Source organism: Chitinophaga filiformis, from assembly GCF_023100805.1.
In the GTDB taxonomy this organism is placed as follows: domain Bacteria; phylum Bacteroidota; class Bacteroidia; order Chitinophagales; family Chitinophagaceae; genus Chitinophaga; species Chitinophaga filiformis_B.
The window spans coordinates 2,868,854-2,886,871 of sequence record NZ_CP095855.1; the positions used below are offsets into that span (position 1 = coordinate 2,868,854).

Consider the following 18,018-nt stretch of genomic DNA (forward strand, 5'->3'; position numbering starts at 1 on the left):
CCTGTTCGCTTTGTTATTCTTTTTAAAAAGGACGAGAATTGCAAAATAAAATAGCATCCGGATATGTTCATCAATGCTCCGAATAAAAAGCGCCTGTATCACAATTTGTGATACAGGCGCTTTTTATTCGGTTAATGTTATTGCGCATTGCCAGCGGTTTCCCAACCCCAGTTCTTTCCTTTTTCTGTGGCGGGTACTCCCTTTTCCATCCACTCCGGAGCGGGGGCATTTTTCAGGAAATGATCGAAGAACTGCTGCTCACGGCGCTGGATATCCTTACGGTTCTGGCGGAGTACCAGGTTATGAGCTTCATTGTTGTAATTCAGCAGCCATACCTTTTTACCCAGACGGCGCAGGCCGGTGAACAACTCTATGCCCTGGTACCAGGGCACGGCGCCATCTGCATCATTGCTCATGATGGCCAGCGGCGTTGTAACCTTTGGCAGGTGGAAAAGCGGGGAGTTTTCCATATAAAGCTCCGGTTTTTCCCATAAGGTGGCCCCGATCCGGCTCTGGGAGCGCTCGTACTGGAATTGGCGGTTCATACCGGTTTCCCAGCGGATGCCACCATAGGCGCTGGTCATATTGGCTACAGGAGCGCCCGCCCAGGCGGCTTTGAAGAGGTGGGTACGGGTGATCAGGTAAGCCACCTGGTATCCGCCCCAGCTTTGTCCCTGTATACCCATATTCAGGCTGTCTGCCCAGGGATGTGCTGCCAGTGCACGGGCGCCGCTGACAACATAATCGTACGCTCCCTGTCCCGGATGACCGTTCTCATAGGTAATATCCGGCGCCAGTACCAGGTAGCCACGGCTCACAAAGAAGGGAATATTTAACCGGGAAGGAGTAGGGCTTGGCGGCTGATAATTATACAGGCCATCCGTCAGCTTCTCGTAGAAATACAGTATTACCGGGTACTTTTTAGTACTGTCAAAGTCTTCCGGTTTGTACAGGATTCCCTCCGCTGGTTTGCCATTGTAAGCCGTCCATTTGAACAGCTCTGCCGTACCCCAGTTGTATTGTTGCTGCTGTGGATTAATATGGCTGATCTGTGTGGCATTGGCCAGGGAAGTACCGGTATACACATCGGGCGACTGCACATAACTCGCTTTGGTAAAAATGTAATTTCCGGCGTTTTCAGCCTTTACAGGGTCGCCGAAGGTATATGGTCCCATGACCAGCAATCCGGGCTTTAAAGGGGCCTTTTTGAACGTACAGGGGGCTGTGTAGAAACCGTTCTCCTTGGTAGTTTCACTGAAGGTCTCCAGCAAAAGCAACTGCCCCGGTTTAAAGAACTTTTCTTCCTTCAGCACCTTTGCATAGCGGAAGCGCAGTTTCTGCTGACGTCCGTAGCCTGCGGTGATCATTTGCGGGGCGTTTTTTCCGGCAGGATCCACCTGCCAGATGTCATACCTGTCGTAAATGTATACAGCTTTATCATCTTCCAGCCATCCTGCCATGCCATAAGGGCCCGGCAGGTCGGGATGATCATCGTCTTCCTCAGAAAGTGAGACGGGGATCTTCTCGGTTATATTCCTGGTAATGCCGGTAGCTGTTTCATATGCAAACCATTGTTTCTGCTGCAGGTTGTACCAGGTGATATAGCGGCCGGCAGGGGAGATGCGGGCAACGCTGTCCATGTTTTGTTGTAAGAGTTTACGGTTGCCGTTTTCCAGGTTCACCAGGTAAGCAGTTTTCAGGGAATTCCCTGTCCATTGTACGACCACACGTTGTCCTCTGTCAGTATATCCCACGGCATACGGACTGTTACCTTCCCTGGCAAAGGAGATATTTTCCATATCCTTATCTGCCAGCTGGATGATCTGTTTGTTGCCGGGATAATACACAGCCTGGTAACTTCTTTTCAGTTCCTTATCTGCATTTTTCAGCTGCATGGGTTGCAGGTAATCATCCTGGTAATTCCAGATATCTACCTTCGCTACTTCAAAGTCTACGATGTTGGTATCTTTCGGCGGCCTTATGGGGGCGGTGCCGAAGAATAACCGCTGCCCGTTCTGACTGAACCATACTTTGCCATCAGGGCTTACTGACCAGTTGGCCGGGAATGCACGGGTATTCCTGTCGGCCGTAATTACACCACTATCCTGGCCGGGACGGTAATAATACAGGGCATAGAACTGCTGCAGGGCTTTGGCGCTGTCGCGGGAGCTGCACCAGGCGGCCTGTTCGCCTGCTTCGTCGAAGGCAAACTGGCTGCGCAGGGCGGTACCACGGCTCAGGGTGTCCGCCTTGCGGGCAGCTACATTCCAGAGCAATACTGCCGCCTGCGACAGGGAATCTTTTTTATCTGCCACTACTTCTGCCAGCAAACGGTTGCCGGGTTTGCTGAAAATATAGTCCTGTACGTTCCGGATAGTATCTGCGGATTTTTTATCGGGGTAGTAGATGACCAGATGGCCACTGGCGGTGTCCGTCTGGGGCTTTTCCTTCAGATAAGCCACTACGCCACTGCCTTTTTCAGGTGTTTTGAAAGATCTTACCGCAGGAACTTTGTAGACATCGTTGCTGCCCAGCATGACGATACCGAGGGAATCTTTGGGCATATCTGCCGGCTTTTTCTTTTTGATCTTCGCCTGCCGTACAACGGCAAAGGGTGCTTTGATAGAGAAGATAGCATAACGGCTGTCTTCCGTGATCACCGCATTGCTGCCACGGGGCACTTCCAGTCTTTGCCCGTTCTGGTTGTTGTAGATAAAAAGGGATGCGTCGCCTTCCTGTGGCGTAACGGTGTAGACGGTCCACTGACCGTTATTGCTGATGGCTTTACTGCCGATATTCTGCCAGCTGTCATACACTGAATGATCAAGTGGCTTTTTCGCGGGCTGTTGCGCGTAAGATAGTAAGGAGAGGCCGGTAAATGCGGCGGCACACATGATTTGCTTCATGTGGTCTAAAATATAAAAATCAGCCTTACCTGCATGCGAATTGCGGATAGACGGTCGAAATCAGGCATGAGTTTGCCTTGTATGCCGCGTTACCCTGGTCATTTGTAATGCTACAGACAATATGATGCAGGCAAGACCAAAGTAAAAAGCGTAGGTCAGTTCCCGGTTCTCGTGAAAGAGAATGAAGGCCATCACAATGCTGTACACCGGCTCCAGATTGAAGGAGAGGTTTACTGTAAAGGGAGAGATCTTTGTCAGGGCGCTCATCATCAGCATATATAAACACACTGTGCAGGCCCAGGCCAGGATCAGCAGGTAACTGAGATCTGTAAACGAAGGCAGGCTCAGAGGTTGCGGAAAGAAGTGCAGGTAAGCGGGCAGGAGCAGGGTAAGTGCCATCCAGCCTACAGACAGTTCATAAAAAGTGATGGTAGGCGTATCGTATTTAGCGATCAGGCGCTTGTTGAAGATAGTGAACAGTGCAGCAAACAGGGATGAGATAACACCCAGGATGATACCTGTACGGTATTGTACGTCGAAGTGAAAGATGAGGAAAATACCGCAAAGTGTGATACCGCTCAGTAAGAGCTCTGTTTTATCCACCCTGTACCGGTTTATCAGCGGATCGAGTGCCGCGGTGAACAGGCTGGTGAGCGCAAAACAAACCACACCGATGGAAACGTTCGAGTATTTGATGCTGGCATAGAAGAATAACCAGTGCAGCACGACAACCATGCCGGTAAGGCCAATAGGTACGATCTGTTTAAAGGAGAGTTTTGTAAGTAACTTTTTCCACCGGAAAATGACGTACAGGGTGATGACTGTGAACAGGAGCCTGTACCATACAAGCATTCCTTCATTGAGGGTGATCAGTTTTCCCAATATACCCGTAAAACCCGCCAGGAATACCGACAGGTGTAATTGTATCAGTGCTTTTTTCATTTCCGCTTATTCGCTGTTTCTTACGCGTCTTTCATACTTGCGGAACAGGCTTTCCCATTGAATTTTGAGTACTCCCAATATCCCTTCCTTAATAATTCCCTTACTCATTTTGGAATATCCTTCTTTACGGTCCTTAAAGGTGATAGGTACTTCTTTTATTTTGAAGCCCAGTTTCCAGGCCGTGAATTTCATTTCTATCTGGAAGGCGTATCCTACGAAACGGATCGCGTCCAGGTTAATAGCTTCCAGTACCTGCCTTTTGTAACAAACAAAGCCGGCAGTGGCATCTTTTACCCTGATCCAGGTAACCAGGCGCACATAGATGGAAGCGCCATAGGAGAGGATGGCCCTGTCCCAGGGCCAGTTTTCCGTTTTGCCACCCTTTACGTAGCGGGAACCTACGGAAACATCGCCACCTTCCTTTGCACATGCGTCATACAACCTCACGAGGTCGGCCGGGTTGTGGGAAAAGTCAGCATCCATTTCGAAGATATACTGATATCCTTTCTCCAGTGCCCATTTGAAACCAAAGATATAGGCGGTGCCTAATCCCTGTTTACCGCTTCTTTCAACCAGGAACAACTCGCCGGAGTGGGACTGCTGCATATTCCTTACAATATTACCGGTACCGTCGGGCGAACCGTCGTCCACGATCAGTACATGAAAGTTTTGTTGCAGGGCAAACACCGCGTCAATGATGTTACGGATATTATCCTTCTCATTGTACGTGGGAATGATGACGAGCTTTTCCAATCTAGCAAATGTTGTTTTAGGAGTGCGAAATTAGTCTAATCGCTAAATAAAGGAAGGATTTTATAAATATTAAATCTTTTTTAACATCATACTATGATATATTTCTGTGAGTTTCTGCTTGGTATTCAGCGGAAAATCAGCTTTCATCATCCAATCATAGTACTGAGGTTCTATTTTAAGCACTTCTCGTACAGGCCTTCCTTTATATTTACCAAAATTGAATACTTCAAGGCCATTCTGCATCACCATACGCCTTGCGAAGTCTACATAGTCGTCTTCTTTCGTGAATTCTGCCAGCGGGCCCACTTCAGCCTGCAGCTGCTCGTAGCGCGACAGCTGTGCTTCCAGTATTTCGTAGGTAGCCAGGGCGTCTGCTTCAGCGCTGTGCGCATTCTCCAGGTTCTTATCGCAATAGAACTTATAAGCAGCGCTGAGCGTGCGTTTTTCCATCAGGTGGAAGATCTTCTGCACATCAATGAATTTACGGTCTTTCACGTCAAATTCTAGGCCTGCGCGCAGGAATTCTTCTACCAGCAATGGTATGTCGAAACGGTTGGAATTATAACCGGCCAGGTCGCAGTTGTCCAGGTACTGGCGCAGTTCATTCGCACATTGTTTGAAATTGGGACAATCCTTCACATCGTCATCGCTGATACCGTGAATAGCGGTAGAGGATGCAGGAATAGGCATGCCGGGGTGAATTCTTTTCACCTTGGATTGGGTACTCTTGTCAGGGAATACCTTGATGATAGCAATTTCAATAATACGGTCCGTAGCCACATTGGTGCCGGTCGTCTCCAGATCAATTACGGCCAGGGGCCTTTTCAGTTGCAAAGAGGGCATGACTAATTTTTATAGATACTTTTTCAGCGAATTTACGTCCAATCCTTCATAATCACCCGAACTCATCATGAGCAGGTTGGCATTGTGGTAATCCTGCTTGTCGAGGAAGGCCTGCAGATGCTCCCTTTGGGTGAATATTTCAAGGTCATTGCGGCCAAAGCCCTGCGCCACCAGGTCGGGAGCGAGGTCAGGCATGCGTTTGATCTCCAGTGCGTGTTTACTGTAGAATACTACAGGCACGTCTGCTTTGTCCATTACACCCTGGTATTGTACCATAAAATCAGCGTTCAGGCTGCTATAGGTATGCAATTCCAGTACAGCTATCAGCCTGCGCTGCGGATATTGGGACTGCAGGGCATTGATAGTGGCCATTACTTTAGACGGTGCATGGGCAAAGTCGCGGTAAATAGCGCAATGATCATTTTTGCCCACCAGTTCCAGCCTTTTGGCTGCTCCTTTGAAGGTGGAGATAGCTTTCAGGAAGGTTTCGTCGCTGATGCCCAGTTGATTGCAAACAAGGCGTGCAGCGTGCATATTCAGCAGATTGTGGTCGCCGAACACTTCGAGAACGCTTTGTCCGCTGCCAAAGGTCACAGTGGTAGTACCATTGACGATCTGGTGTGGTGGTATATCGTACGGGACCAGTTTCAGGTGCAGACCTTCAGTCTTTACCAGCTTAACCAGTTCCGGATCGGTGCTGTTATAGATGAGGATATTGCCGGCCTTCATTGTGCGGAGGAAGATGGCAAACTGCTCCAGGTAGTTGTCGAAGGTGGGGAACACGTTGATATGATCCCAGGCAATACCGGTCAGTACAGCAATGTGCGGGTGCAGGAAATGGAATTTCGGCCGCTTTTCAATGACAGAAGCAGGGTATTCGTCTCCTTCACAAACGATGACAGGGGCATCGGTAATGTTGACAGACTGTGCAAAGCCGGCGAGGCGTGCGCCTACCAGGTAGTCGAATGCCTGTCCTGACTGCTGCAGTACATGCATGATCATGGCGGTGGTGGTGGTTTTACCATGGCTGCCGCCTACAACGACCCTTTTCTTTTGCTGGCTTTCCTGGTAGATATATTCCGGGAAAGAATAGATCTTCAACCCCAGTTCTTTGGCTTTGATCAGCTCGGGATTGTCTCCGCGGGCATGCATTCCCAGAATAACAGCGTCGAGGTCGGCCGTAATACGGCTGTCATCCCAGCCCATTGTGGCAGGCGCAATACCGGCCTGGCGCAGATTGCCGAGTGCTGGTTCGTAGATCTCGTCGTCACTGCCGGTTACCTGGTAACCCTTGTTTTTCAATGCGATAGCCAGCTGATGCATCACACTGCCACCCACAGCAATAAAATGTACTTTTGCCATATAATTTAAACCAGATACCTGCGTTTTATCGTTATATTTATATTCAGGGAAAAAGGAACGATATTATATCTAAAATCTTTAATATAAATTTTATATTTGCAAAGTAACGTCAAAAATTGGCGATTAAAAAAGTGATATCACCATTCCCTATGAAATTTCATTATTCAACAAAATATCCCTTTATGCAATCATCTTATCTGAAAGTTTTGGGCGGCGCCTGTCTAATCCTTATCTTTGCGGCTTTCTTAACTTCCTGTGCGTCACAGAACAAATTAGGTTGTCCGATGAAAATTGGTAAAGCAACGCACGGAGTAAATGCGAAGGATTGTTAATGAACTGGATACCACTTACTACAGAGCAACAGTTAACAGAGATCAGGGAGGCATCGGCAACGAAGCCGGTAGTAATTTTCAAACACAGCACACGCTGTTCCATTAGCGCCGTAGCCAAATCGAGGCTGGAAAGAGGAGCTGCTCCGCAGGAGATCTCATTTTATTATCTGGACCTGATCAGATTCAGGGACATTTCGAACAGGATTGCAGCGGATTTTGATGTACCGCATGAATCGCCACAGGTATTGCTGATCCGTAACGGGGAATGCATTTATGATGAAAGTCACAGCGGGATCACGATGGATGACCTGGTGAGTAAGTCAAACTGAGGAAGTAATTATTCTATTTATCCAAAGAATTTAGTACCGGCCTATGGCCGGTATTTTTTTTGACCTAGCTTTGTACTCTATTAATTGAGCGAATGAAACATCGTATAGTTGTAGCGGTTACGGGTGCCAGCGGTTCCATTTATGCCAGGCAGTTACTGAACAAATTGCAGGCGGCCTCCGCGCAGACAGACCAGATAGCCCTGGTCATGACCACCAATGCACGTACCGTATGGGAAACAGAGCTGGGCACTGACGACTACAAACAATTACCTTTCAAAACATATACACAACAGGACTTCCATGCACCTTTTGCTTCCGGCTCCGGCAGGTTCGATACGATGATCATCTGTCCCTGTTCCATGGGTACACTGGGACGTATAGCCACCGGTATTTCCAACGACCTGATCACCCGTGCAGCAGATGTTGTGCTGAAGGAGAGAAGAAAGCTGATATGTGTGGTAAGGGAGACGCCTTATAACCTGATGCATATCAAAAATATGCTGGCGGTAACAGAGGCCGGGGGTATTATCTGTCCGGCTACACCGTCCTTTTACAGCATCCCGAAAACACTGGAAGATGTAGCAGCTACTGTTGTAGACAGGGTGCTCGATCTTGCAGGAATAGAACAGGACACCTTCCGCTGGGGAAGTGAGGAAAAATAGGAACTGAAGCATTCACAGCTATGTTTATTGCCACAATAATATCAGGAATCATATGCAGATAGCGATCATCAACGGCCCTAACTTAAATCTCCTGGGAAAGCGGGAGCCAGGTATCTATGGAAATGAGTCTTTCGAGTCTTATTTCGAAAAGCTGAAAGCACAGTATCCCGATGTGCAGCTAACCTATTTTCAGAGCAATATTGAAGGGGAAATGATCAATCATCTGCATGAAATTGGTTTCTCCTATGATGGCATCCTGCTGAACGCCGGCGGTTACACCCATACATCCGTGGCGCTGCGCGATGCTATTTCCGCTATCAAGACCCCGGTTCTGGAAATACATATCAGCAATATCCACGCAAGGGAAGAGTTCCGTCACAAGAGCATGATAGCGCCCGCCTGTGTAGGTAGCATCTGCGGCCTGGGCATGAAGGGATATGCACTGGGAGTGGCGTATTTCCTTTAACAGACGCTCGTTGTTGTTAAAGGTCCATATGTCAAAGAACTGAAGCGCAATGCAATATTAGGAAACATGGAAATGCAATTTTGGAGAATGTCCACAGGGCGCAAAAACATGTGCACAGGACGCCAAATCATGGGCATCCGAAATGCAGCATCCTGAGATGTGAAATATTAACTACCTGCTAAGGTTGGCCTGTAATGCCAGCTTTGAACGGCTGCAATAACCTGTAAAGTTTTTTCCGTACTAAAGTTTTATGTTGATGTTCGATTGAGATTCGTTCCGATAGGCTTTGAGATAGCTTTATCTTACGTTCATTTCACGTCTTAAACGTAAGATGAACGTAAGATAAAGCTATCTCAAAGCCTATCGGAAGCCTATCGGATCGAACTCCAGGGAACCAACGGTACGATTCCGGTATCAAAGTGGTACTTATCCGGTAAATCGAAGCTAAAAAAAGAGGGTGCCAAAAATGAACAAAGCCTCCCGGGAATTGCTTATAAGCCCGCTGTTCTCCCTCAGATATTCGAAAAAAAAGAGCCCGTATCTTACTATTGATACGGGCTCTTTTTATTATTTCAGATGAATATTAGTTCAATGTTTCTGTTTCAACCGGCTGGTCTTTGAAAGCCTCTCTTGGTTTCAGACCTAACAGTTCAAACATCATATGATCTTCTTCGAAGGAAGGATTGCTGGTGGTCAGCAGTTTCTCACCGGTGAAGATAGAGTTGGCGCCTGCCATGAAGCAGAGGGCCTGTTCGGAAATGCTCATTTCAGCACGGCCGGCGCTGAGGCGTACCATTGCTTTAGGTATAACGATACGGGTGGTAGCGATCATACGTACCATGTCCCAGAAGGCAACCTTAGGCATGTGTTCCAGCGGAGTTCCTTTTACACGGGTCAGGGCGTTGATAGGAACGGAATCAGGATGGGTCGGCATATTGCTCAGCGTGTGCAGCATACCGATACGGTCTTCGTGGGACTCTCCCAGGCCGATGATACCACCGCAGCAAACGCTTACACCTGCTTTGCGGACGTTGTCCAGGGTACGCAGACGGTCATCGTAGGTACGGGTGGTAATGATGGATTCATAGTACTCACTGGAAGTGTCCAGGTTGTGGTTGTAGGCGTATAAACCTGCATCCGCCAGTTTCTGGGCCTGTTCTTCGGTCAGCATACCAAGGGTGGTGCAAACCTCCATGCCCAGCTCGTTTACGCCTTTTACCATATCCAATACACGGTCGAAGTCGCGGTTATCCCTGACTTCCCTCCAGGCAGCGCCCATACAGAAGCGGGTGGAACCAGCATCTTTCGCTTTCTGGGCGTATGCCAGTACCTCTTCTTTTTTCATGAGGCCATGTACTTTGATATCGGTGTTATAACGGGCAGCCTGAGGGCAATAAGCACAATCTTCCGAGCAACCGCCTGTTTTAATGGACAGCAGCGTACAAACCTGTACTTCTGCAGTGTCCTGCGTTTGTCTGTGTACGGAAGCAGCGCGGAAAACCAGTTCCAGCAAGGGCGTATTATAGATCTCTTTTATTTCTTCAATAGACCAGTCGTGACGGATCTGCACATCTTGCATAATAATCTAATTTGAGAGCAAACCTACAAATTAAAATTGAATTAGAAATCAGGAATTAAGAATGAGAAATTGCGCTCAATTGTGGCTTATTTTTAATTCTTATGGTCTGATTTTCAATCGGTTTACAGGTATTTGAAATTGGTTTTCGGTGTAATGTTCAGGAGTGTCTGGTAAATCAGCTGAATGGTGTTTTCCACATCATCTTTCTTGATCATTTCCACGGTTGTATGCATATAGCGCAGTGGAATGCTGATCAGTGCAGAAGGGGTACCATCATTGGAATAGGCAAAAGCATCCGTATCTGTACCGGTGCTGCGGCTTACCGCATGCAGCTGGTGAGGGATATCGTTCTTTTTGGCTGTTTTGATGATCAGATCACGGAGAATGTTGTGCACGGCAGGGCCATAGGTGATGCTCGGACCATTGCCGCAGCGGATCTCCCCTTCAATATTCTTGTTGATCATCGGGGTAGTGGTATCGTGCGTTACGTCCGTAATGATCGCCACATCCGGCTTGATCCTTTTGGCAATCATTTCCGCTCCGCGGAGCCCTACTTCTTCCTGTACGGCATTTACGATGTACAGGCCGAAGGGCAGTTGCTGTTTTTTCTCTTTCAGCATACGGGCTACTTCAGCGATCATAAAGCCGCCAATACGGTTATCAAAGGCGCGGCAGATGTAATAATCGTAGTTCAGTTCTTCAAAACCATCCTCAAATGTCACTACACAACCAACATGGATACCGAGGTCTTCCACTTCCTTACGGCTGCGGGCGCCACAATCCAGGAAAATGTTTTCCACCTTGGGCTGCGGATCTTTACCTTCTGTGCTGCGCAGACGGGTATGGATGGCTGGCCATCCGAACACGGCTTTAACAATACCGTTTTCAGTATGAATATTCACACGTTTGGAAGGCGCGATCTGCTGATCGGAGCCACCATTGCGGATCACATATATTAAACCTTCAGGAGAGACGTAATTGACAAACCACGATATTTCATCAGCATGTGCTTCGATCACCACTTTAAACGGGGCCTTCGGGTTGATAATGCCGACTGCCGAACCGTACGCGTCCACATAATACTCATCTATAAACGGCTGCAGGTACTCCAGCCACAATTTCTGTCCTTCTTTCTCAAACCCGGTAGGGGAGGGATTATTGAGATATTTACGCAGGAACGTAAGCGCCTCTTTACTGAGTATGGATTTTTGCTTTTTAGACATTGCTGTTAAGTTAGCTGTTAAGTTAATTGCTGCAAAAGTAAGTGTTTGCCGGTTTACAGCAAGCCAGGTGTTGGTTATGATAATGCTGCTATGATAAAATGGAGCAGCGCAGAAAGCATCACCATGCCATCCAGCACAAAATAGAAGAAATGGTCTGAGCGGTTACGGATGGCATATCGTGTAAGCAGCCCTGTTATCACCACCGGGGCCAGCAGGATGGTGGTCAGTATCCAGCCATCTACCGGGAAAAGCGCCAGTGCAAAGACCGTAGCGAGTACCAGGGAACTGATATATAGTTTTTTAAGGCCTGGAGCGCTCAGGTAGGTAATGAGAGAGCGGATACCTTCTTTTTTATCAGATTCAAGGTCGCGGTAATCGAACAGGATACAAATGGCATAGACCAGGAAAAAGCGGTGTAAGGTCAGTAACAATATAGTAGGTGAATAAGGCTGTTTTTCTATAAATACCGGCAGCAGGGTGGTGACGTAGATCCAGACCGCTGTCAGGAACAGGGTTTTGCCGATCGCAACTTTCCGCAGCCACACGAAGGCCTTATGTGGCACTTTCGGGGCGGAATACAGGAAAGTGAGCACGGCAGCGCCTGCCAGTGGCAGCCAGTGTTCCCTCAGTAACCAGAAGCCATAGGCCGCACCCAATGCCCCCAGCGCACAAAGCACCAGTTGCAGCGTTTTATGACGGGCGCCCCATAGAATGCGTTCGGAAGTGGAATAGTCTGCCGGGGTCAGGTACCAGTGAAAATTATAACTGCAGATGGTAGAGCAGAAGACAAAGAAGTAATAGGCCTTGTTAATGTCCCGGATATGCAGCAGTGTGTTTGTCTGCCATATCATAAGTATGGCGCAGCAGGCTACATAGAGAGAAGAAAATATGATGAAATTAAAAAGACCGCGTAGCATTAACAATCGGCATTAGGAAATTAAGAATCAGAAATTGGAATGCGAAATTAGGAATTATAGTTCCGAAGATTGCATTAATTCCTGATTCTTATGCTCAATTAAAGCGGGATATTACCATGTTTTTTCCGGGGCATCGTCACCACCTTATTCTCCAGCATGGCGTATCCTTTGATCAGTTTTATGCGGGCCTGGTCAGGAACAATGACTTCATCGATATATCCTTTTTCTGCTGCCAGGTATGGATTGGCGAAGCGTTCAGTATACTCTGCCACCAGCTCGTTGGTACGGGCTTCCGGATCGGAAGCGGCGTCTATTTCCTTTTTATAGATGATCTCTACAGCGCCTTTAGGTCCCATTACGGCTATTTCAGCCTGTGGGAAGGCAAAGTTGAGGTCTGCACCGATATGTTTTGAGTTCATCACGCAGTAAGCGCCGCCATAGGCCTTACGGGTGGTAACGGTGATCTTCGGAACTGTGGCCTCACTCAATGCGAAGAGCAGTTTAGCACCGTTGGTGATGATACCGTTCCATTCCTGGTCAGTACCCGGGAGGAAGCCTGGTACATCTACCAGTACCAGCAGCGGGATGTTAAATGCATCACAGAAGCGGGTAAAACGGGCGCCCTTTACAGAAGCATGGATATCCAGCACTCCTGCCAGGTGGGCAGGCTGATTGGCAACAATGCCGATACTTCTTCCGGCGATGCGGGCAAAGCCTACAATGATATTTTCAGCAAAGTCTTTATGCACTTCAAAGAAGCTTTCTGCGTCGGTCAGCTCACTGATCACCTCTTTCATATCGTATGGCTGATTGGAGCTGGGAGGTATGATCGTGTTCAGCGCAGGGCGGATCTCGTCAGCAGGTTCATATGGATAGACGGGAGCATCTTCTTCACAGTTCTGCGGCACATAACTTAGCAGTTGCCTTATATTATTGATACATTCCACCTCGTTGGTGCAGGAAAAGTGCGTCACACCGCTTTTCACAGCATGCGTGTGTGCGCCTCCCAGTTCTTCGGCCGTTACTTCTTCATGTGTAACAGTCTTAACAACGTTAGGACCGGTAACGAACATATAGGAAGTCTCTTCTACCATCAGTATGAAATCGGTGATGGCGGGGGAGTATACGGCGCCGCCGGCACAGGGGCCCATAATAGCGGAGATCTGCGGAATGACACCGGAGGCACGGGTATTACGGTAAAAGATATCCGCATAACCACCCAGGCTTACCACGCCTTCCTGTATGCGGGCGCCGCCACTATCGTTGAGGCCTATAACAGGAGCGCCGTTCTGCATGGCGAGGTCCATGATCTTACAGATCTTACGGGCATGGGGCTCTGAAAGGCTGCCACCGTAAACGGTAAAGTCCTGCGAAAAGACGTAGGTCAGGCGGCCGTTGATAGTACCATAGCCTGTTACGACGCCATCGCCGGGAAATTGTTCCTGGTCGGTGGTCATACCACGGTTACGGTTATGTACGAACATGTCCAGCTCTTCGAAAGAGCCTTCGTCCATCAGGAGTTGTAACCGTTCCCTGGCTGTAAGTTTTCCTTTTTTATGTTGGGAGGAGATGCGTGCTTCGCCGCCACCAAGGATGGCTGTAGCGATCTTGTTCCGGAGTTCGTGGAATTTGTCCATGGAACAAATATAATCAGGAATCAGGAATTGAACGCGTCTGTTGTGCATTCCTGATCCCTGACAAGTATTTTATTGGTAGAGTATCTCTACTTTGGGTGTTGCGATGGTATCGCTGATGTTACCGGCATCGTCAGTGATAAATACAAGATAATGCACGCTGTCCTTTGGAATACCGGTGGTATTTCCCGGGAAGTCTATCGGCTCGAGGCGCAGAATTACTTCTGCCGTCAGGTTTGTTCCCTTATGTGCATCCAGTTTGGGCATTTGCCTGGAAGCAAAAGCTGTATCGGGTTCGGGCTGTAAATCGTAAATGGCGGCGAAATTGAAGGTGTTTTCAATATCTCCGTCACCATCCTTCACCTGGAAGTGAACATCCAGTCCGTTGGAAGGTACCACGGGGTCGGAAGAGTAGGAGAGAAAACTGATCATTGGCTTAGTGCCTATGGAATCTTTCCCGCAGCCAGACCCGGATATAACTGCCAATGCGAACAGGGATAAAACGAGTATTTTCTTCATATAACAAACCTACATTATTTTTTTTACTATAGCTAATGTGCACAGGGTACGCCGGTCCACTGCCGTTATAACGTAAAATCTGGTTTGATTGTTACGTATCCCCTAAATTTGTGCGTTTAAAGCAAGCGACATGAGTGGCATTAATACGGCAGCCTTATTTACATTGCAGGAGCAGGATATGGAAGCGGCAGCCCTGGAGCTGTTCCATTACCAGTACAGGGAGAATACCCTTTACCGGGCTTATACGGATGCCCTGCGCAGACGGCCGTCGGATGTGCGCTCACTGGACCAGATCCCTTTCCTGCCCATCCAGTTCTTTAAAACGCATACCGTTACCTGTGGCAACTTTACGCCGGAACTGATCTTTGAGAGCAGCGGTACTACCCAGACCATTAACAGCCGCCACCTGGTAAAAGAAGCTGCCCTTTATGAACGCAGTTTCCTGGCCGGCTTTGAGCGCCTGTACGGTCCTGTTTCCGACTTCGTGATATTGGGACTGCTCCCTTCCTACCTGGAACGTCAGCATTCTTCCCTGGTATATATGGTGCAGGATATGGTAAAAAGAAGCGGGCATGCTGCCAGCGGGTTTTACCTGTATGAGCACGATAAATTGGCCGGCCGGCTCCGGGAGCTGGAAGCCAGCGGACAAAAAACGCTGCTGATCGGCGTTACCTTCGGTTTGCTGGATTTTGCGGAGCACTATTCCCTGCAACTGAAAAATACCGTTGTGATGGAAACAGGGGGAATGAAGGGGCGCCGGGAGGAATGGACCCGGCAACAGGTGCATGCCTATCTCAGGGAAAAATTAGGATGTGAACATATCCACGCGGAATACGGCATGACGGAATTATTGTCCCAGGCATATTCCCGGGGAGATGGATTATTTACGACGCCACCATGGATGAAAGTGTTGGTAAGGGATGAAAATGATCCTTTTCAGTTGTCAGCCGCTCATGCTTCGGGTGTGATCAACGTGGTAGATCTCGCCAATGTCTATTCCTGCGCGTTCATTGCAACAGAGGATATCGGGCGCCTGCATGAGGAAGGACGGTTTGAGGTGCTGGGGAGGCTGGATAATTCGGCGCTGAGAGGCTGTAGCCTGATGGTGAGTTAGGAGGAAATGAATCCTAACGAGCAATCCACATTCAGCAGATCTTCAAGTAAATAGCCGTTCTGCTCGATATTGCCTAGTCTGATCTCGTTCAGGATAAAGTATTCCTCGATACTTTTGCGGTCGGTAGTCGGTTTAGAGAGAAAGTCGATCAGTTCGTTGAGCATAAAGGTCAGATAATATTTGATTGCCCAATCTCAGATATCGAATAGCGGACTTAATTTTTTCTTTTGTTTCATTGATAATAAGAGGATCATTTAGAATTGCCGGAAGCTTTTTGGTGAATTCCCAGTAACGATCTTTTGTTACGCGATATTTGCCATCCAGGATGTTCATGTGATGTTGAAAATCCCCGCTTTGTGGCGATCGGGAATTTATCACCAGTACACGGTTGTGTATCTCCAGAAATTCATCTGACAGTCCAAGGTTGATTACATCCAGATATTCCGACAGCACACTTCTTGCCCTTTTTAAGGCAGCTAAATAATCGGTGGCTGTTACTTTACAATGGATGAATTTCCGGGCCTTGCCCGGGGTATTAAAAGAGGACAGTTCTTCCGCTTGGCGCATGCCGTCCAATTGGATATTATTGATGTTGTCAGATAATGAAAGTTTGGCGTCTGAAATTGAGATAGTGGATATGGCGTCGTAAACTTTATAAGTTGTATCAACTCTGAAGATGACGGTATAATCAATATCATTATCCAATATTCTTGTTTTAAAGCTTTGAAAGTGGTCATTAAAGATACTATCCGGGCCTAATGATTTAACGAATGTGCCGTATACTAACTTAAATAGGAATCCCTTTGAAAATCCGTTGTTGATCAATTCACTGAACAAAATATTCAATGTGTCATCCAGTTTTTCCAGTGCAGCAATGGTTGCATTATCAGCTGCTACAAGTAATTCCAGTTCGCTAATAACAGTTCTTAGATACAGCTCGTTTTCACTAAGAAGCATTTCAATACTGGAAATCACTTTCCTGTAATTGAACTCGTCAATTGTTCTAAGCAATAGTTCAAGATATCTCTGGGATATAGATTTAAAAGACAGGTAATGAGGTTTATCACCGCTTATTAGACTGATGGCCTCATCGACGGCAGCCTTCTTATCTTTTTCTTTGGCTTTAAGCGTATGGAAATGTTTAATGCGGCCTTTTTCATACTCCTGAAGGCAGTATTTTAACTCTTTTAAAATGGTTTTGGGATTATTGAGTTTCACTCTGTACGAGTCCATAGTTCCAAGAGATAATAACTCCAGTGATTTCTCAATAAGAAAGCGCTGACATATTGATAATGTGGAATTTTTATGAATTATTTTTTGCATACTCTCCTAAATGACCTTACCTTTACGGTAGAAAAAAGATATTCAAGAATAAAAAGGGAAGACTAGGTAGATGTGGATCTGGAGGCAATTCCGCGCATCTTCGCTGCTTCCTTGAATAAAAAGAGGGCACTTCATATGAAGTGCCCTTATTATTTGCAATTTTAAGAGAGTTCCTTTTAAAACCAATTGTTCATTTTGTTCATTTAGTACATCCTCGCTTTTTTCAGCAACTCCTCCATTCTCTCCGGATGCCCGCTCATTGCCATCAGATCTGGCATATACGGAAAACTAAAATGGTCCATGCCAAATTTCTTCATGAGGTAAGAATCCAGTGCTTCAACATGCTGTGGTTGTTCTAAAAAGCTACGCAGGAAATAGAGAAAAAGCTGTTGTTCTTTTTCTATCAGCAACGTCAACGCGATCTTTTCCTTTAATGGATTTTCCCCTTGTTGTTTAAACAGCTGCAAAGCCTTTGTAAACTGGTTTTCCGTCAGTTCATGATGATAGGCGGGCAGGAAGTCGAGGCAGAAATATTCTACGGCAAAATCATCCATAATACCTGCACTGAGCTGATCTTCCTCGATAGTATACCAGGTAGCCCAGTCGAGCAGTTCCTGCACGGTGATCTCTTCTTTCAGCAGTGCTTCGAGATGATGGATAAGACCTTTACGGGTAGGAACTGTACCGGAAGTATGTTGAATACTGTCTACGATGTCAGCATAAAAAGCGTCATTCATTTGGTGTGCAGCAGCAGTCAGTAACTGGCTGACCTCGTTATGAGCAGAAGGAGGAAGCAGGTCTGCCGTTTCCGCAAGTATTTCGGGCTTTGTTTTATGACCCTGAAGGTATGCTTTTATCAGGGCGGCGAAATAGGTTGAAGTGATATAAGGCAACTTGTCCTTCATACTTACAGGTTTTTTCTTTTGTTGACCAATAGCAGCATTTATATCGCTGGTATTAGCAGAGTCAGGCATAGGTATGTAAACGATCTGTTAATACAATTTACCACTAAAATCCGGGAAAAATAGTTAAACGCACAGAAATGATCAATCTGGTTATAAATTTTAAGAGATTTTTCACATATGAAAAGCATTGAGTATTATAGTAGTGCCTG

The 18,018-nt window shown here is 47.2% G+C and carries 17 protein-coding genes; 4 read left to right on the top strand and 13 right to left on the bottom strand.

What is annotated here, in order from left to right:
- Positions 1-137 precede the first annotated feature (137 nt).
- The 5 genes from MYF79_RS11530 to MYF79_RS11550 form a co-directional block, all read right to left on the bottom strand.
- A complete protein-coding gene (locus MYF79_RS11530) occupies positions 138-2,906 on the bottom strand; it encodes an alpha/beta hydrolase family protein (RefSeq protein ID WP_247814015.1) in 2,769 nt (922 codons plus the stop codon).
- A gap of 60 nt (positions 2,907-2,966) precedes the next feature.
- Positions 2,967-3,848, bottom strand: a complete 882-nt coding sequence (locus MYF79_RS11535) for a DMT family transporter (protein ID WP_247814016.1) — start codon at positions 3,846-3,848, stop codon at positions 2,967-2,969.
- A gap of 6 nt (positions 3,849-3,854) precedes the next feature.
- Positions 3,855-4,601 carry a polyprenol monophosphomannose synthase gene (locus MYF79_RS11540; RefSeq protein ID WP_247814017.1) on the bottom strand — a complete coding sequence of 249 codons (747 nt, stop codon included), beginning with the start codon at positions 4,599-4,601 and terminating at the stop codon, positions 3,855-3,857.
- A gap of 69 nt (positions 4,602-4,670) precedes the next feature.
- Positions 4,671-5,444, bottom strand: a complete 774-nt coding sequence (locus tag MYF79_RS11545; protein WP_247814018.1) for a 3'-5' exonuclease — start codon at positions 5,442-5,444, stop codon at positions 4,671-4,673.
- A gap of 9 nt (positions 5,445-5,453) precedes the next feature.
- Positions 5,454-6,806, bottom strand: coding sequence for a UDP-N-acetylmuramate--L-alanine ligase (locus MYF79_RS11550; protein WP_247814019.1), 1,353 nt, complete (start codon positions 6,804-6,806; stop codon positions 5,454-5,456).
- A gap of 331 nt (positions 6,807-7,137) precedes the next feature.
- Here MYF79_RS11550 and ytxJ point away from each other — a divergent pair, with 331 nt between their 5' ends.
- From ytxJ to aroQ, 3 genes are all read left to right on the top strand, one after another.
- Positions 7,138-7,467, top strand: a complete 330-nt coding sequence (gene ytxJ, locus MYF79_RS11555; RefSeq protein ID WP_199658167.1) for a bacillithiol system redox-active protein YtxJ — start codon at positions 7,138-7,140, stop codon at positions 7,465-7,467.
- A 92-nt stretch (positions 7,468-7,559) separates the two neighbouring features.
- Positions 7,560-8,129, top strand: coding sequence for a UbiX family flavin prenyltransferase (locus MYF79_RS11560; protein WP_089832946.1), 570 nt, complete (start codon positions 7,560-7,562; stop codon positions 8,127-8,129).
- 52 nt (positions 8,130-8,181) lie between these two features.
- Entirely contained in the window at positions 8,182-8,595 is a 414-nt protein-coding gene (aroQ, locus tag MYF79_RS11565; protein WP_247814020.1) for a type II 3-dehydroquinate dehydratase, read from the top strand.
- Between the two features lie 583 nt (positions 8,596-9,178).
- Here aroQ and bioB read toward each other — a convergent pair.
- The 5 genes from bioB to MYF79_RS11590 form a co-directional block, all read right to left on the bottom strand.
- A complete protein-coding gene (bioB, locus tag MYF79_RS11570; protein ID WP_247814021.1) occupies positions 9,179-10,174 on the bottom strand; it encodes a biotin synthase BioB in 996 nt (331 codons plus the stop codon).
- Between the two features lie 122 nt (positions 10,175-10,296).
- Positions 10,297-11,397, bottom strand: coding sequence for a M42 family metallopeptidase (locus MYF79_RS11575; protein WP_247814022.1), 1,101 nt, complete (start codon positions 11,395-11,397; stop codon positions 10,297-10,299).
- A 74-nt stretch (positions 11,398-11,471) separates the two neighbouring features.
- A complete protein-coding gene (locus MYF79_RS11580; protein WP_247814023.1) occupies positions 11,472-12,314 on the bottom strand; it encodes a UbiA family prenyltransferase in 843 nt (280 codons plus the stop codon).
- Positions 12,315-12,412: 98 nt separating this feature from the next.
- A complete protein-coding gene (locus MYF79_RS11585) occupies positions 12,413-13,951 on the bottom strand; it encodes an acyl-CoA carboxylase subunit beta (protein ID WP_247814024.1) in 1,539 nt (512 codons plus the stop codon).
- 69 nt (positions 13,952-14,020) lie between these two features.
- Positions 14,021-14,467 (bottom strand): hypothetical protein, encoded by a 447-nt coding sequence (locus MYF79_RS11590; protein ID WP_247814025.1) that lies wholly within the window; start codon positions 14,465-14,467, stop codon positions 14,021-14,023.
- Positions 14,468-14,597: 130 nt separating this feature from the next.
- On the opposite strand from MYF79_RS11590, the gene MYF79_RS11595 reads away from it, so the two are divergent.
- Positions 14,598-15,581 carry an acyl transferase gene (locus tag MYF79_RS11595; protein WP_247814026.1) on the top strand — a complete coding sequence of 328 codons (984 nt, stop codon included), beginning with the start codon at positions 14,598-14,600 and terminating at the stop codon, positions 15,579-15,581.
- Here the strand turns inward: MYF79_RS11595 and MYF79_RS11600 are convergent.
- From MYF79_RS11600 to MYF79_RS11610, 3 genes are all read right to left on the bottom strand, one after another.
- Positions 15,578-15,745: a hypothetical protein gene (locus MYF79_RS11600; protein WP_247814027.1), complete on the bottom strand. Its 168-nt coding sequence runs from the start codon at positions 15,743-15,745 to the stop codon at positions 15,578-15,580. The genes MYF79_RS11595 and MYF79_RS11600 overlap by 4 nt on opposite strands.
- On the bottom strand, positions 15,714-16,814 hold the full coding sequence (locus tag MYF79_RS11605; protein WP_247814028.1) for a hypothetical protein: 1,101 nt from the start codon (positions 16,812-16,814) through the stop codon (positions 15,714-15,716). The genes MYF79_RS11600 and MYF79_RS11605 overlap by 32 nt, the downstream gene beginning before the upstream one ends.
- 293 nt (positions 16,815-17,107) lie before the next feature.
- On the bottom strand, positions 17,108-17,809 hold the full coding sequence (locus MYF79_RS11610) for a hypothetical protein (protein WP_247814029.1): 702 nt from the start codon (positions 17,807-17,809) through the stop codon (positions 17,108-17,110).
- Positions 17,810-18,018: the final 209 nt, after the last annotated feature.